Source organism: Dyadobacter luticola, from assembly GCF_005860805.1.
GTDB lineage: Bacteria > Bacteroidota > Bacteroidia > Cytophagales > Spirosomataceae > Dyadobacter > Dyadobacter luticola.
In genome coordinates this window covers 489675-505470 of record NZ_VCEJ01000005.1, presented here as the reverse complement: position 1 = coordinate 505470, position 15796 = coordinate 489675, and the positions used below count along the sequence as shown (strand labels likewise).

Here is a 15796-nt window from a genome sequence, read left to right as displayed (position 1 = left end):
ATAGTTAAGCATGTTTCTATAAACTAATGTATAAAATAGCGGGCAGGTGAACAGCAGTGACACCAAAAATTCCAAATCAATACATTAATTATTCATTTCAAAAAACCGCTACCGAAATCCAGCATGGGCAACCGCATCGTCTCTTTCATTTTCTTCGCCAACTATTTCGTCGGTCTGCTGGCGGTGGCGTTGTCGGTGGAGACTGCGGTGCAGTTGGGCCTGCCTTTCAACTCCGTCGGCTATTATCTGCTTTTGTTCGCCGCAACGGTTTTTTACTACACATTCGCCTACTCTGTGCCTGAAACACAACAGGTTTCAGCCAATCCGCGGACGGAATGGTACCGCACGCACGCCAGTTTCATCCGTCGCAGCCAGGCAGTTTTACTGGTTTTTTGTGTCGGAATGTCCGCATGGTTTTTGGTTAAATATTTTTCCAAAATACTGACATTACCGGTTTACTACTGGCTCTTGCTGGCAGGGGTAACATTGGCAGCCGTGCTTTATTACGGGCTTCTGCCTCAATCCTTTATCAAACTAAACCTGCGGCGGACCGGCTGGTTTAAAGCATTTGTGATCGGCTTTGTCTGGGCCGGCTGCGTAAACCTTTTTCCAATCACCATGCTCAAACTGGAAAAGAACATTGTCATCCAGGAGCCGCTGATCGTACTCTGGCTTTTTATCAAAAACTGGATGTTCTGCACCGTAAACGCGATTATGTTCGACATCAAGGATTATGACGATGACGCGAACATTGAGCTGAAAACTTTCGCGGTACGGTTTGGGCTGCGGAGTACTATATTTTATGTGCTGATTCCTCTAATGTTGGTGGGAATTGTCTCTTTTCTTGTTTTTGCTTCCTACCGGCATTTCAGCCTGGTCGCAAGGTTTTTCAACATGATCCCTTTTTTAGGCATGCTACTCGTCGCATTTTCACTTCAAAAACCCAGGAAAATTCTTTACTACCTCATCGTCATCGACGGTCTGTTGCTTTTAAAAGCCGTCTGCGGCATGGCAGGCAGCTATTTTGGCGGACATTTTTAGCTCATAGCAGCTTGCCTTTTCCGGAAAATAAACCGCTCATTGAAAACAACGATCGATAGCAGGATCAGCGAGTAAGCCGTGATCTGGATCATATTGATCGGCTCGTGGAAGTAGAAAAGTGCGATCGCGAAATTCATCAGGGGATTGATATACAGCAAAATTCCCATCGTGGAAGAGGTAACTCCTTGTAAAGCATACAAGTTGAGGAAAAGCGGCACGATCGTCATCAACACGGCAATCAGGAATATTAAAATCCAGAAAACCGGCTCTGCTGGTACTTCTGCGCTGTATTTGGGATAAAATGGAAGCAGGATCAGCGCGGAAAAAAGGATCTGCACCGTAAGTACCAGGAATTTATCCAAACCTGCATTCTTGCGCTGGCTCACCAGATAAAGTGCGTACGATAAAGCGACGATCATACTGTAAGCGACGTCGGCAATGTTGGCGAAAGAGAGCAGCGCACAACTGGTAATGCTCAGTAAAACCGCGGCCCACTGCCACTTGCTCAGCTTTTCGTCCAGTACAAAAAAGGCGATCACCGTAGTCATGATCGGGCAGACGAGGTAGGCAAATGAGGCGGCTTTGACGCTGATGTGGTTCATTACATAAATGAAGAAGAACCAGTTGGCCGTCAATAATATTCCGCCGGCCAATGTCAGTAATGCTACCCGCTGCCTTTGTTTGGCAGGCATAGCGCGGAATTTGCGCACATTATCTTTCAAAACTTCCCGCCTGACAAGCAAACTGATCACGCTCATAATCACCGCGCAGAGGAACACCCTGTAAAACAGAATGTCCAGCGAAGCGTACGCTTTCAAAGGTTTCAGCGCCAAACTGAAAAATCCCCAGATCACAAACGAGACAAAAGCGGCGAGATAGTATTTCGAGAATTTCATTGATAGGCTCCTTGATCGGACAAAATTAGTTTTTATACCCTTACAACCATTTTGCGCTTGTCAAAATCCACTTTGTAACTCACTTTATACGAAACGTTATGAAATTCCTTTACCTATTCCTGTTATCCCTGCCCTTTCAAACTGTCTTTGCGCAGAAAACGATTTTTGCCGTACATGTCGACGGTGGCCTGTCCGCTTTTTCGGGCGCATCTACCGTCGGTGTCACCAATGTTTCTACCGGTGGCGTTTTTTGTCACTGCGAACCTTCGCCTGCACAGGTATTTGGTTCAAAAACCGCATTTTCCTACGGCGCCGGCCTGGTTATCCAGCGGGAATTTAAGAACAGGATCCGCATCGGGCTTGACGCGGCTTACGAGATGCTGCGTACAAGAATGAATGTAAAAACCTACACAATCGACGACATGGTAATGGTGACCAATGGCAAGAGTATCAGCAGCCACCAGTTTGTCAATTTGTTCCCGCACATTGGATACCGTATTCCGCTCGGCAACGAATTGAGCCTGGCTGTCAATGGCGGCGCCGATTTTGGTATCGGTTTGAATAGTTATGAAAAGCTCTATGTGCCGGAATATTTCAAAGAAAGCCTCCGTACCAATACCGACCTTGTACCGGGGCTGGATTTCAGGCCACGGGTGCAGGTTCAGCTCATTTCAGGAAAATTTGGTTTTAATGTCAGCTACTCGAACGGCGTGAAAAACTGGATGGCCGACTGGATTGGCGGAAATCCTAAGGCTTACATGAAAGTAGTCCGCGTCGGCATGCAGTATCAGCTCAACTAAAAGGCGCTTTTTTGGAACCTAAGCAGGTTTATTTACCTTGCAAACTTAGGTAACATGAATATTGCAAATGAATTTCTCCGATATCCGACTGATAGCGACTGATATGGACGGTACGCTTTTGAACTCTCAACACGAAGTACACGAAACGTTTTACCCGATTTTCAGAAAGTTAAAAGAGCGCGACATTGTTTTCGTGGCAGCCAGCGGGCGGCAATATTATAATTTGACCAAAACCCTCGACCCGATCAAAGACGAGGTGATTTTTGCAGCCGAAAATGGGAGTTATGTCGTTTTTCAGGATCAGGAAATCCACGTGCAAGCTACTGATAGCGGGATTGTTCACGAGTTAATCCGCATTTCAAAAGACATTCCCGATACGTACCCCATCATTTGCGGCAAGAAAAAAGCGTATGTTCAGGACAGCCGGCCGGAATTTATCGACCATTTAAAACTCTACTTCGAGCGGTTTGAGATTGTGGACGATCTGCTTAAAATTGAAGACGACCAATTCCTGAAATTCACTTTGTGCGACCTGGCTGGCTCAGAGATAAACAGTTACCCGCATTACAAGCAGTTTAGTGAACAATTGCAGGTGAAGGTTTCCGGGCCGATCTGGCTGGATATTTCAGATAAAAAAGCCAACAAAGGCCGGGCGATGGAAGTAATCCAGCAGAAATTTGGCATCTCCCCGGAGCAGACAATGGTTTTTGGAGATTACCTGAACGACCTGGAAATGCTGCAAAAAGCACATTACTCTTACGCAATGGCCAATGCGCACCCGGAGGTCAAAAAAATAGCCCGTTTCATCGCCAAAAGTAACGATGAAAACGGGGTGGTAGAAGTCCTTTCGGAGTTGCAGGATTAAGGTCCTGCTACTCCGTATATTTTTTGAAAATAGAAGTCGCAGTATGTCCGCCGAAACCGAATGTGTTGTTTAACACATAGTTAACCGGCATTTTCACCGACGCACCGAGGATAATGTTCATTCCTTCCGGCACATGCTCGTCCAGGTTTTCCGTGTTGATCGTTCCAGGAACAATGTCGTTTTCCGCAGCCAGAACCGAGATGATACCTTCCAGCGCCCCTGCCGCGCCCAGCAAGTGACCCGTCATGGATTTTGTCGCGCTGATCGCTACCTGATGATCACCAAAAACGGCTTTCATACCATTTAATTCACTCATATCGCCTAAGCCGGTGGAAGTGGCGTGCGCATTTACGTAGTCGATTTTGTCCGGCGTGATACCTGCTTCTGCCAATGCTTTCCGCATCCCCAATGCTGCGCCCATGCCGTCGGGCGGGGTACCTGTGAGGTGATAGGCGTCTGCTGCCATGCCTCCGCCGACAATCTCGGCGTGGATTTTGGCACCTCGGGCAATCGCATAATCGTAATCTTCCAGGATTAATGCCGCGGCACCTTCGCCGATCACGAAACCGTCGCGGTCTTTGTCAAAGGGTCTGGAAGCTTTCTCCGGCGCATCGTTTCTCTTGCTCAACGCCTGCGCCGCGCCGAAACCGCCGAGGGAAGAATAGATAATCGCTGCTTCCGAGCCGCCGGCCACCATGATTTTTGCCTTACCCATTCTGATCGTATCAAAAGCAGAAATCAATGCCGTGTTGGAAGATGCGCAGGCGGAAACGGTACAATAGTTTGGCCCATGCAACTTGTGACGGATCGAGATCACACCTGCCGCAATGTCGACGATCATTTTTGGAATAAAGAAAGGATTGAACCGGGGTACGCCGTCGGAAGCATGAAATTCAAGCAGCTGATTTTCAAATGTGCCCATCCCGCCATTCCCGGTGGCCCAGATCACGCCCACATCATAGCGGTCTTCCAAAGGCATTGTAGCAAAATCAAGGTTTGCATCTTTAATCGCCTGGTCCGACGCTGCTATTGCGTACTGGGTATGCAGATCGTATTTTTTCAGCTCCTTTTTCTCAATATATTCATCCGGATTGAAGTTTTTCACCTCGCATCCAAACTGCGTCTTGAATTTGGAAACATCCATTTTTGTAATGGTTGCAGCACCGCTTTTGCCATTGACAATATTTTCCCAGAACTCGTCAACCGAATTTCCGAGGGGAGAAATGACTCCCAAACCTGTAACTACTACTCTTTTCATATCTGTTTTAGAATTATCTGATCATGCAGGCTACGCTCCAAGATTTCCGCCAAATCACCAAAAAAATGGCAACAAATCCAATATTTAGCGAAATCAAAGTAGTCCTACATTTTCGATCATTTTTGTAATGGATTCCATGATAGCCTTGCGGTAATGCAGCTTCCCCGTCACCTTGCCGATCATAATGCCGCCTTCGATCAGCGCAATGAGGCTGATGGCGATATGCTCCGGCTCAATGTTGTTTTTGAATTCCTTGTCTGCGATCCCCCTTTTTATAATGTCTGACAACAGATTTTTCCACGATTCGATGGCGTCGGCCGCTCTTTGGCGCAAGCCCGGATGCGTGTCGTCGGCTTCGGTGGACGTATTTAAAATCGGGCAGCCACCTTTCGGGAAAGGTGCGTAAAGGAAGTTTTCGTAGACCCGCACATACACCAGCAGTTTTTCTTTCGCAGTTTTCTGATCGTCCATCTGCTCTCGCACTGCAGTGTTCATGCATTTCAGGTTATGGTCAAATGCCGCCAGCGCTACTTCATCCTTATTGGTAAAATTTCCGTAAATGCTGCCCTTTGTCAACCCGGTCGCCTCCGTCAAATCGGTGATAGACGTCCCCGCGTACCCTTTTGTGTTAAAAATCGGGGCCGTTTTTTCAATAATAAATTGCCGGGTTTTTTCTGCCTTGCTCATATTGCCTGATAACAAAAGCAAAAATATACCGTTTGGTATATTTTTGCAAGTTTTACCTAAAATATTTAAACCTCGACAATCCTACTTCGCAGTAACCCGCCAGATCGTATTGCCCGAATCATCATTGACGAGCATCGATCCGTCTTCCATCACGGTTATTCCCACCGGTCTGCCATACACTTTGCCCTCGTCCTCGACAAAACCCGTCAGGAAATCTTCCGGCTTGCCAGTTGGCTTACCATTTTTAAAAGGCACAAATAGTACCTTGTAACCCGCCAGTTTCGATCGGTTCCACGAGCCGTGCTGACCAATGAACGCGCCGCCCTGGTACTTGGCCGGAAATTTGTTTTTATCATAAAAAGCAAGTCCTAAAGATGCCGTATGCGAGCCGACAGGTACGTCAGGAACAATCGCCTTGGCTACCATATCAGGCCGCTCGCCTTTCATTCTTGGATCGGCATTCTGGCCAAAATAAGAATAAGGCCAGCCGTAAAATCCGCCTTCTTTCACACTGGTAATGTAGTCGGGTACCAGGTCATCGCCAAGCTTATCACGCTCATTGACAGCCGTCCACAACATATTCGTCCCCGGCGCCCAGTCCATACCCACCGGATTTCTCAGCCCGCTTGCGTAAATCTTTTCACCTGTTCCATCCGGATTGATTTCGAGAATGTTGGCGCGACGTTTCTCATTGTCCATACCATGCTCGGCCACATTACTTCCCGAACCTACCGACACATATATTTTTGAACCGTCGGCATTCGCCAGCAAATTCCGCGTCCAGTGATTATTGTAACCACCTGCTGGTAAATCCAGTATCTTTTCGGCTTTGCTGGTAATTTTCGTATCGCCTGGCTTGTAGGCGTAGCGGTAAAGCCCGTTGGTGTTGGCCACATAGAAATAATTTTTTAACACCAGCATTCCGAGCGGTTTATTCAATTTTTCCATAAAAATCTCCCGCATCTCCGGCTTACCGTCCTTATTGACATCCCGCAGCATGGTGATGCGGTCGGCGCTTTTTTTCGTACCTGATTCTGCTACGAAGATGTCCCCGTTTGGCGCAATGTAAGTCCATCTCGGACCGTCAAATTTGTCGGCATATTTGGAAACAGTGAACCCGGCCGGCGCGACGGGCATTTTTCCTTCCGGCCAGCCTTCTTCCTTCGGGCGGTTTTCTACCGATTCTGTGGCAAAAGGCGCGGGCAACACCAGGCTATCGGTCTTAGTCGCGACGGAATCCGGCCCGCTTTTCGCGGCTTCTTCTTTTTCGGCTTTTTCTTTACTTCCGCAGCTGGCCAATGCCAACATCCCGAAGAGGGACAGCATCAGGAAATGTTCTTTTTTCATCGGTTTTGGTTGTTGATTTCAAACAAAAAGGCAGGTCAACGATTGCCCGCCGAACTGCCTTTTTACAATAATAATGCCAGTTTAAACCGCTGCTTAATGCTTAAAATGCTACCGGCACCGCTACCACCGTGTTATCCCAGCCCATAAACATATTCGCTGCTTTATCCGACGATTTTTCAAACACGATCGAAAAGTTCTCAATAGGCGCATCTGCTTTTTTAACAGGGACTGTCGTTCTCAGCACGTCGGCCGATTCTTTGTATTTGTAAGCACCCCAGTAATCCAAATCGGAGCTCAGGATCACCGTCCATTCTTTTTCACCAGGAATCGCGAATAGTGAGTAAGTGCCTGCTTTCACCTTTTTGCCGCCGAATGTGGCATCCTGGTAAAATTTAATCTCGGTCGATTCGTCCGCACCTACCCGCCACACTTTTCCGTAAGGTTCCAGCTTCCCGAATGCCTCTCTGCCTTTGAGCGACGGGCGGCTGTACGAAACTTTTACCAAAGCTTTCTCACCGTCTTTCCGGTCGTGAGAGAAATTATTAGGAAAGTAGGCAATGTCACGCGGGCTTTTATCCAGCGGACTGAATTTCTGGGCTTGTGCTGTTAATGCACTGATAATCAATACGAGGCAAAGCGCAATGTTCTTTTTCATCGATGTGGTTGTTCTTTTATAATTGTTTAGTTGTTTGTAAAATCACGAGTTAAGCATTTTTCCGCTCAAAATCGGCCGCGCGTCTTTGGTGTTGTTTAAAATGGCAAGGCTTCTTTTGAATTCCACCTGCATACTATCACCGGTAAACTTGCAGCTTACGGTTTCATAATGTGCCGTTTCGATAAACCGCCAGGTCATTTCAAATGTGCTGTCATCGATCCAGGCACCATTGCAGGCAATTTTTGTCAGCTTTTCGCCGGGTACCGGGGTTAGTACCAGTTTCAAAGGCAATGTTGACAAGTCCGTCATACCTATTTTCCAGTTGCCCAAACCATTCACGACCAAATGTTCACCCTTGTCGTCTTTCAGTCGGAACAAGCACCAGCCTTTATCGAATTCAAATGATATCTTGTTTATTTTCAAATCATTATCCGAAATGCTGAAACTCTTGCCGTGTAATTTGGCGGTCAGTTCCGAAGTTGGCTTACCGGCAGTCAGCGGCAAAGCCAATGTGGTAATTTTCTTTTGCAGCTCCGCCTGCTGCTCTTTGTCAGAAGGTACGCCCGTCGCTTTCACCGATTGCAGAATGTTGTCCCAAACATGGTCCAACACAGCCTGCATGTTGCTGGTTTCGCTCGTAATCGCGATCACGAGATCTTCTTTCGGCAGCACAATGCAGTATTGTCCGTAAGCCCCATCGCCACGGTAGCCGTCGTGCCGGCAGCGCCAGAACTGGTACCCATAACCTTGCAGCCAGTCATTTTCCTCCTGTTTTCTGGCGCCACCTTTGGACTGAATGTGCGAGCGCGTCGCTTCATCTACCCAGGTTTGCGGCAAAATCTGCTTGCCATTCCACTGCCCTTTTTGCAGATATAACTGGCCGAATTTCGCAATATCTTCCGTTTTTACTCTTAGTCCCCAGCCGCCGGTATTGATACCATTCGGGTCGGTTTCCCAGTCCATCCCTTCAATCGCCAGCGGCTCAAACAGGCGCGGCGTTAGGTATTCGAGCAATGTTTTTCCGGTAACTTTCTGAATGATAGCCGAAAGCATGTAAGTGGCGCCGCTGTTGTACACAAAAAATGTCCCCGGCTCGTGCTCCACGGGCAGCGATAAAAACGCTTTCACCCAGTTATTATCTTTACCATCTCTCAATGATGGCGTCGAATCCTTGTCATGCCCGGTCGACATGGTTAGCAAATCCTTGATGCGCATGGCAGCAAGGTTCGCACTGATTGTAGCAGGTTTATCATTTGGAAAAAAGGAAACCACTTTATCGTCCACTTTGATCTTTCCCTCGGCGACTGCGAGCCCTATCGCTGAGGAAGTGAAGCTTTTACTCAAAGAATAAAGTGTATGTTTCAGATCCGGCGCATAAGGTGCCCACCAGCCCTCGGCCACCACTTTTCCCTGCCGTAAAATCATCATACTGTGCAAGTTGAGCTTCTCGGCTTCCACCGCGCTCACAAAGTCCAGAATACCTTTGGCCGACATTCCCTGCGCCTCGGGCGAGCTCCGGGGAAGTTGTCCGTATTGTAACGACGCGGCCCAGGCGGAGGCCGGGATAGCGCTGATCACACCAAGCTGCAATGCGCCGAAGCCCAAATGTTGTAGAAATTCCCTGCGATTGTAAGACATATCTTTGATGGAAAATGAAGTAATGTGGGGAAGCGCTCAGGCGATGTCAGACGTTGGTCTGATATGTTGCGGGTAATGGTATCTTTGCGTCCTGATCATCCGCAGTAGCCCATTATGTCTTTCAAATCGCTTGGCTTGTCCGAACCACTATTAAAAACCATCGCAGAACAGAATTATACTCAACCTTATCCCATCCAGACCGAGGCAATTCCTGCGATTTTGAAGGGAAACGATGTACTCGGCATCGCCAAAACGGGCTCTGGAAAAACGGCCAGCTTTGTTTTACCGGTTTTAGAATTATTTCAAAATCTGCCTCCTGCGCCCAACAGGCACATTTCCGCACTCATTTTAGTCCCCACGCGTGAGCTGGCGGTGCAGATTGCGGTAGTTTTTCAAACATTCGGCGAGCGGCTGCCCAGGAGAGTGAAGACTTTGGCAGTGTATGGTGGTGTTTCCATTAATCCGCAAATGATTGCTTTGCAGGGTGTTGAAATACTGGTGGCTACGCCGGGCAGGTTACTGGATTTGCTTTCCTATAAAGCGCTGAATCTGGGTGAAACCAAAATCCTGGTTTTGGATGAAGCGGATAAAATGCTGAACCTAGGCTTTGCAGAGGAAATGAGGGATATCTTTTTCCTGCTGCCCAAAAAGCGACAAAGTATTCTGTTTTCGGCCACACTGGGTGACGAAATAGATCAGATCAATAAGAGTCAGCTCAGAAATCCGGTAAGGATTGAGATTGAAGAAGAGGAGCAAAACCTGGATCTGATCACGCAGACCGGCTATTTCGTAGATCCTGACCGCCGCGGGCCGCTTTTAAGGTATTTGATCAAAACCCGGGAAATGAAGCAAGTTTTGGTATTCGTCTCCGCAACGCGCTCGGCAGACAACCTGGTTGAAAAACTGAATAAAAACGGCATCCAGGCGATGGCCATGCACAGCAAAAAAAGCCAGGGCGCGCGCACCGAGGCTCTGAACAAATTTAAATCAGGTAAACTGACGGTACTCGTCGCGACGGATCTGGTGTCCCGCGGTATCGACATTGCATTTTTGCCTTTTGTGATCAATTTTGAGTTACCGCGCTCGCCGAAAGATTATGTTCACCGCATCGGCCGCACCGGTCGTGCAGAAGCACCTGGCGAAGCGATATCACTGATCTCCCCCGAAGATGTCCATCATTTCAAGATCATCCAGAAAAAAATGGGCAAGAAGGTTCAGATGCATGAATCGTATGACCTGGATTTGCTGGGATACTAGTGATCCCGGCTTACTTTTTCTTGTTTTTGCCTCCCAGTTCAATAATATCCTTCTTGCTTCCCGTCCAAAATGCGATCTTCTGGCGGTTATAAGTGTAAGTGACCGCCACGGAATCACCCCAGCTGATGATGGCCGGGTATGAATATTCGTCGGTCTTTTTACCGGTGGCAATGTCCGTCCGATCTGTCCAGTTTTGCCCGTCGTCGTAAGATAAGATCAGTGAAAGCGGAGAACGTGATCCCCAATCTTTATCATCCGGATTGTAAGCCAGTACCAATGTTCCGTCTGATAATTTGGTGAGATCAATGCCGCTGTTCGGATTCGGCAAGCTCGTTTTCTTAATCGGAGACCAGGTTTTACCAAAATCTTTGGAATCCGCACGGCCGATCACGCCACCGGTTGTACGTACCAGCATGTGAATGTTTCCTGGTTCGGATTCCCACAATGTTGGCTGGATCGCACCTTTACCTTTGATTTCAGAAGTATCTACTTTTAAATACGGGCTGGCAGTCCAGGTTTTGCCATGGTCTTTGCTTCTGTCCACAAAAACTTCCCAGCGGTTCACTTCATTCGACGATCCGGCAAGCCAGTCACCATTCGAAAGCACCAGAAGTTTATTCTTAACCGGTCCCCTGCCGCCTTTGTCGCCTTGCACCAGCTCGTACGCCTCAGACCAGGTTTCACCATTATCATCCGAAGATTGCACCCAGGTTTCCCATCTTGGTATCTCTTTTCCTACTTTGAAATACAGGAAAATCTTACCGTCCTCTGACTTTTGCAGTACCGGGTTCCAGTGGGCGTCCTCACGGATTTTGGCTACTTCTTTGGGCGCGCTCCAATTACCAGGCTCGCCTTTGGACAACCAGATTCCTACGTCCGGATTCTTTTCTTCTGTCCCGCCAAACCATGCTACCAGAAACTTCCCGTCATTCAGCCGCAAAACGGTCGAAGCGTGACATTGGGCAAAATCGCGTTTATCGCCAAACACAAATTCTTTTTGACTGGCCAGCGAATCGGCATTCGCTTCACTGCCGTCCGTTTTCTTCGATCCGCAAGATCCGAAAACAACGGAGCTGAGTAACACTGCGATAAGTCTGCGAAACTTTGCCCTTCTGAATATTCTGATCATTTTTTTCAACATGGTTTGAAAGAGTTACAGCGAATGATGTTAAAAAGACTATTCACTTCAAGAGTTTCTTCAAATCGTCGATGACCGCCGCCGGAGAATTTTCTTCGTATAAAATCCGGTGTACAGCCTCGGTAATCGGCAGGTTAACCTGATGAATTTTGTTGATTTCATGAATACTTTTTGTCGCGTAATATCCTTCCGCGATCATTTTCATTTCCAGCTGCGCAGCCTTCACACCATACCCGCGGCCGATCATATTTCCAAAAAGTCGGTTTCGACTAAACTGGGAATAGGACGTCACGAGCAAATCTCCGAGATAGGCCGAAGAACTCAAATTCCGCTCGCGGGCGTCCAGTGCAGTCACGAGGTTACCGATCTCCTGCATGGCATTGGAAACCAGCACCGCCTGAAAGTTGTCGCCATAACCCAGCCCGTGCGTAATGCCGCAAGCCAGGGCAATGATGTTTTTCATGATAGCGGCATATTCCACGCCGTAAAGATCGTCGAGCGGATTGGCGGCTACATACCGGCAGGTCATTAGTGCGGCAAAATCCTCAGCCGTGGGACATTCCGTAGATGCGATCGACAGGTAGGATTGCTTTTCCAGGGCTACTTCCTCCGCGTGGCATGGCCCGGCAATCACGCAGGTTTCTTCCGGTGGTATGCCAAAATCGTTGGAAACCCACTCGGTTACCAGAATGTTCAGGTCGGGCACCATGCCTTTGATGGCCGACACGACGCGTTTTCCCTGTAAATGTTTAGCTGTTAAATGTTGTAAAGATTCGCGGACAAACGCAGCCGGCACAGCAAGGATGACATAATCCGCACCTTTCACGGCGTCGGTGGTTTTTTCAAAAACCTTTACTTTTTTAGGAGATAAAACAACATCACTGAGGTAACTGGGGTTGTGATGGAATTTTCGGATGTGGTCAATGTCGCGCTGGTTCCGGAGCCACCACCTGATCTGGACATTGTTTTGCTCACAAAGAATTTTGATCAGCGCAGTTGCCCAACTGCCGCCGCCGATGACTGCTATTTTGATTGTGGTATTTAAAAAACTCATGCTGGAAAATGCAGTAAACTGCCCGATTATGGCGTCAAAATAAAAAATCCTTGCAGCAAAGCCGCAAGGATTTTCCTTTTTAACCTAAACTAAATCGAACTTATTACATTTTTACAACGTATCAATTCGCTTTATCATTTCATTTCTTTTCGTCTTTTTTCACCTCTTCCTTCTTTTTTTCTACCAAGTCCCCGTTATTCAGGTTCTTAGATACGGCGATATACGGACCAGAAATGATCTTGTCACCGGGTTTCAGTCCCGACAAAATTTCTATGTTTTCGAAGTCGCTGATGCCTGTTTTTACCTCCCGCATCTGCGCTTTTCCATTCACGTCGAGGAAGACAACTTCCTTGATCACCTCCGCTTTTTTGGCTTTCTGGTTCTCGTCTTCATTTTCAGATTCGTCTTTCGGCGGGCCGCCCTGTGGCTGGGCCGCATCGGCTGGTTTGTTGCTTCTCGTCGTCACCGCCGCAATCGGTACAGCGACTACGCCATTTTTCCGGTCGGTGATAATTTCAACGGAGGCCGTCATCCCGGGTTTGAAAGGATAAGACCTTTTGGTACCCATCAAGTCGCTGAATGATTCGCTGAGGATCTTCACTTTTACCTCAAACTCCGTCACCGCGTCGGCAGAAGCGCTGGATACCGAAGTACTCGTAGACGTAGCAGAAGCCAAACCGGCAGCAGTATTAGCGATTTCCTTCACTACGCCCTTAAACTTCCGCCCCGACGCACTATACGCGTCCACGTCGATATCGGCCGTATCGCCTATCGCCACGCGGACAATATCATTTTCGTTCACATTCACCCGCACTTCCATGTTGGCAAGGTTGGCGATCCGCATCATTTCGGTACCCGCCATTTGCGAAGTACCTACCACGCGCTCACCGGCTTCCACATTCAAAAGAGAAACAATCCCGCTCACCGGCGCGAAAATGCTGGTCTTGCGCAGGTTTTCAGCGGCATCTCTTAAACTTGCTTCCGAACTTTTAATGTTAAATAACGCTGCAGAAACATTGGCTTTGGCCGATTCGATATCCTGCTGGGCCACACTATAAGTGGACGAAAATTGCTCAAAATCAGCCGCTGAGATCACTTTATCTGCAAAAAGCTTTTTGTTACGATCGTAATTCGCTTTCGCCTGTACCATCCGCGCCTCGGCTTGCGCCACCATCGCTTTGGTCTGCTCGTAATTGGCTTTGCTGGAATTAACCGCCGCCTGTGCGCGGGCCATTAAAGATTCGTAGTTATCGGGTCGGATTTTCAGAAGCAGCTGTCCTTTCACAACCGAATCGCCCTCAGCCACATTGAGGCTGATAATCTCCCCCGAAACGTCCGGGCTGAGCTTCACTTCCACTTCCGGCTGCACTTTGCCGGAAGCCGTCACCCGTTCAACAATATCGGATTTTTTAACAACCGCATATTCCACCTCGGTGGTCTTGGGTTTACCGATATACCCTGCCTGCTTCGCCCCAAACACTCCCGCCGCGAGAAGTACTACCAGCCCTGCGATAATCCACCAGATGCGTTTTGAAGATTTACGTGCCATAAAATTTTGGTTACAATTGATTATCAGTGAGGTAAATGTCCGTGCGGGTTTTTTATAAATGCTTAAAAATCAGAAAGCGGGCGGTTCATATAGAAGTCGAGCACCTTGGTCCGGAAAACATAATCATATTTTGTTTGGACCAGGTTACCATTTGCACGGTCGAGGTTTGCTTTCGCAATGTTGTACTCCACCGAATTGATCGCTCCCACATCAAACCGCACCTGCGAAACCCGGAATGTTTCCTGCAAAGCCCGGACTTGATTGGCCGTTGCGGAATATCTTTTCGCGGCATTGGTCATATCAATGTACGCCTGCTCCACATTCTTACGGATCGTCAGCATGACCGTCTGCGCCTGGTACTCGTAAGTTTTCTGCTGCAGCTTAGCTTTGGCGACATTGTATTTTACCCGGAAGTTTGAAAAAATAGGAATGTTCAGGTTAAGGTTGATCGCTGAGTTACGGTTAAAGTTCAGCTGATCGAGGTAAGTAAATGTTCGAAGAGCACCGTTTGGCGTAGTGATTTTCTGCACGATCGGCAGCTGCTGGTCATTGTAAACAATGTAATCGGTAGGGGAAACAACATCCGTGGTAGTGGTACCGCCACTGCCGTCAGAAACAAATCGCTCTTTCGGGGCCGCACTGGAATAAGCTGTGTAAACCCCGCCGCTCAATGTCAGCGAAGGCATCGCCGCGCCTTTTGCCAGGTCCACATTAATTCGCGCAGCGTCAATCCTGAAATTGGCTGCTTTCATTTGCGGAAGGTTATTTAAGGCAGTATCAAAAATCTCCTGAATCGTAGCGTCGTAAGCTTTCAAGGTCGGATCGGCCACTTCCACTTTCACCACATTGATCGGCTCGCTGCCGGGCATATTCATGTATTGTTTCAAATTCAGCTTCGCTACTTCCAGGTTATTCTGGTTGTTGACCAATGTCAGCTCATCGTTGGCAAGCTGCGCTTTCAAGTCGAGCAGGTTACTTTCTGCCAATGTTCCCGCTTCGACGAGTTTGGCAGTTCTGTCAACCTGTAAAGTGGATGCGTCCACTTGTCTTTGCGCCACTTCGATCAGTTCCTGGTTGGTAATCACCTGAAGATAGGACAGCGCAACATTCAGCATAATATCATTGCGTGTCGCATCCAGGTCCTTCTCGCTGGCTTTGTAGTTGGCATTATTGAATTTAATGGTGTTGCTGATCTGAAATCCGTTGAAGAGTGTAACCTGACCGCCGAGCTGGTAATTATTGGAATTGATATTTTGCTGAACAAACTGGTTGGTAAAAGGGTCAATGTTACGACCCGAGCTAAATCCCTGCCCTGCACTGAAACTGATGCTCGGCCACCGCTGCCACTTGGACTGGGCGTAGGTGTAACCGTTGGTCTGGACCGTAATTTCCGATTGTTTGATCTGGGGATTGGTTTCCAGGGCTATCCTGATGCAATCTTCCAGGGAGTAAGTGTTTGCCGCCTGGTTGACGTCTTTTTGCCCAAAAGCATTGCCTGCCGTAAATACAATAAATGCAAGCAACACAAGTGTGGAATTGCGTAACGGAATAAGCATAGAAAGTTCAAGAGTTAGATGATCAATATTAGTGCTTAACATAAAAAACAACCAT

The 15796-nt window shown here is 47.9% G+C and carries 14 protein-coding genes; 4 read left to right on the top strand and 10 right to left on the bottom strand.

Annotated elements, in window-relative coordinates; all coding sequences use genetic code 11:
• The first annotated feature begins 123 nt into the window (after nt 1-123).
• A complete protein-coding gene (locus tag FEN17_RS21220; protein ID WP_138367391.1) occupies nt 124-1041 on the top strand; it encodes a UbiA family prenyltransferase in 918 nt (305 codons plus the stop codon).
• Here the strand turns inward: FEN17_RS21220 and FEN17_RS21215 are convergent.
• Nucleotides 1038-1937: an EamA family transporter gene (locus FEN17_RS21215; RefSeq protein ID WP_138367390.1), complete on the bottom strand. Its 900-nt coding sequence runs from the start codon at nt 1935-1937 to the stop codon at nt 1038-1040. The genes FEN17_RS21220 and FEN17_RS21215 overlap by 4 nt on opposite strands.
• A 98-nt stretch (nt 1938-2035) precedes the next feature.
• Between FEN17_RS21215 and FEN17_RS21210 the strand changes: the two genes are divergently transcribed.
• Together FEN17_RS21210 and FEN17_RS21205 are read left to right on the top strand one after the other, a co-directional pair.
• Nucleotides 2036-2737, top strand: a complete 702-nt coding sequence (locus FEN17_RS21210) for a hypothetical protein (RefSeq protein WP_138367389.1) — start codon at nt 2036-2038, stop codon at nt 2735-2737.
• Between the two features lie 67 nt (nt 2738-2804).
• Nucleotides 2805-3602, top strand: coding sequence for an HAD family hydrolase (locus FEN17_RS21205; protein WP_138367388.1), 798 nt, complete (start codon nt 2805-2807; stop codon nt 3600-3602).
• A 7-nt stretch (nt 3603-3609) separates the two neighbouring features.
• On the opposite strand, the gene fabF is transcribed toward FEN17_RS21205, so the two are convergent.
• The 5 genes from fabF to FEN17_RS21180 all read right to left on the bottom strand — a co-directional run bounded on the left by fabF (nt 3610) and on the right by FEN17_RS21180 (nt 9187).
• The gene (fabF, locus tag FEN17_RS21200) at nt 3610-4860 is read right to left on the bottom strand and encodes a beta-ketoacyl-ACP synthase II (RefSeq protein WP_138367387.1); all 1251 of its coding nucleotides are present in this window, start codon (nt 4858-4860) and stop codon (nt 3610-3612) included.
• A 93-nt stretch (nt 4861-4953) separates the two neighbouring features.
• Nucleotides 4954-5547, bottom strand: a complete 594-nt coding sequence (locus tag FEN17_RS21195) for a TetR/AcrR family transcriptional regulator (protein ID WP_138367386.1) — start codon at nt 5545-5547, stop codon at nt 4954-4956.
• Between the two features lie 81 nt (nt 5548-5628).
• Nucleotides 5629-6894, bottom strand: coding sequence for a PQQ-dependent sugar dehydrogenase (locus FEN17_RS21190; protein WP_138367385.1), 1266 nt, complete (start codon nt 6892-6894; stop codon nt 5629-5631).
• A gap of 100 nt (nt 6895-6994) precedes the next feature.
• Entirely contained in the window at nt 6995-7549 is a 555-nt protein-coding gene (locus FEN17_RS21185) for a DUF2911 domain-containing protein (RefSeq protein ID WP_138367384.1), read from the bottom strand.
• Nucleotides 7550-7591: 42 nt separating this feature from the next.
• Nucleotides 7592-9187, bottom strand: a complete 1596-nt coding sequence (locus FEN17_RS21180; protein ID WP_138367383.1) for a serine hydrolase domain-containing protein — start codon at nt 9185-9187, stop codon at nt 7592-7594.
• A gap of 114 nt (nt 9188-9301) precedes the next feature.
• Here FEN17_RS21180 and FEN17_RS21175 point away from each other — a divergent pair, with 114 nt between their 5' ends.
• The gene (locus FEN17_RS21175; protein ID WP_138367382.1) at nt 9302-10444 is read left to right on the top strand and encodes a DEAD/DEAH box helicase; all 1143 of its coding nucleotides are present in this window, start codon (nt 9302-9304) and stop codon (nt 10442-10444) included.
• Nucleotides 10445-10454: 10 nt separating this feature from the next.
• Here the strand turns inward: FEN17_RS21175 and FEN17_RS21170 are convergent, their stop codons facing one another.
• From FEN17_RS21170 to FEN17_RS21155, 4 genes are all read right to left on the bottom strand, one after another.
• The gene (locus tag FEN17_RS21170) at nt 10455-11573 is read right to left on the bottom strand and encodes a sialidase family protein (RefSeq protein WP_138367381.1); all 1119 of its coding nucleotides are present in this window, start codon (nt 11571-11573) and stop codon (nt 10455-10457) included.
• A gap of 52 nt (nt 11574-11625) precedes the next feature.
• On the bottom strand, nt 11626-12636 hold the full coding sequence (locus FEN17_RS21165) for an NAD(P)H-dependent glycerol-3-phosphate dehydrogenase (RefSeq protein WP_138367380.1): 1011 nt from the start codon (nt 12634-12636) through the stop codon (nt 11626-11628).
• A 139-nt stretch (nt 12637-12775) separates the two neighbouring features.
• The gene (locus FEN17_RS21160; protein WP_138367379.1) at nt 12776-14185 is read right to left on the bottom strand and encodes an efflux RND transporter periplasmic adaptor subunit; all 1410 of its coding nucleotides are present in this window, start codon (nt 14183-14185) and stop codon (nt 12776-12778) included.
• A 62-nt stretch (nt 14186-14247) separates the two neighbouring features.
• Nucleotides 14248-15741 carry a TolC family protein gene (locus FEN17_RS21155; RefSeq protein WP_138367378.1) on the bottom strand — a complete coding sequence of 498 codons (1494 nt, stop codon included), beginning with the start codon at nt 15739-15741 and terminating at the stop codon, nt 14248-14250.
• Nucleotides 15742-15796 lie beyond the last annotated feature (55 nt).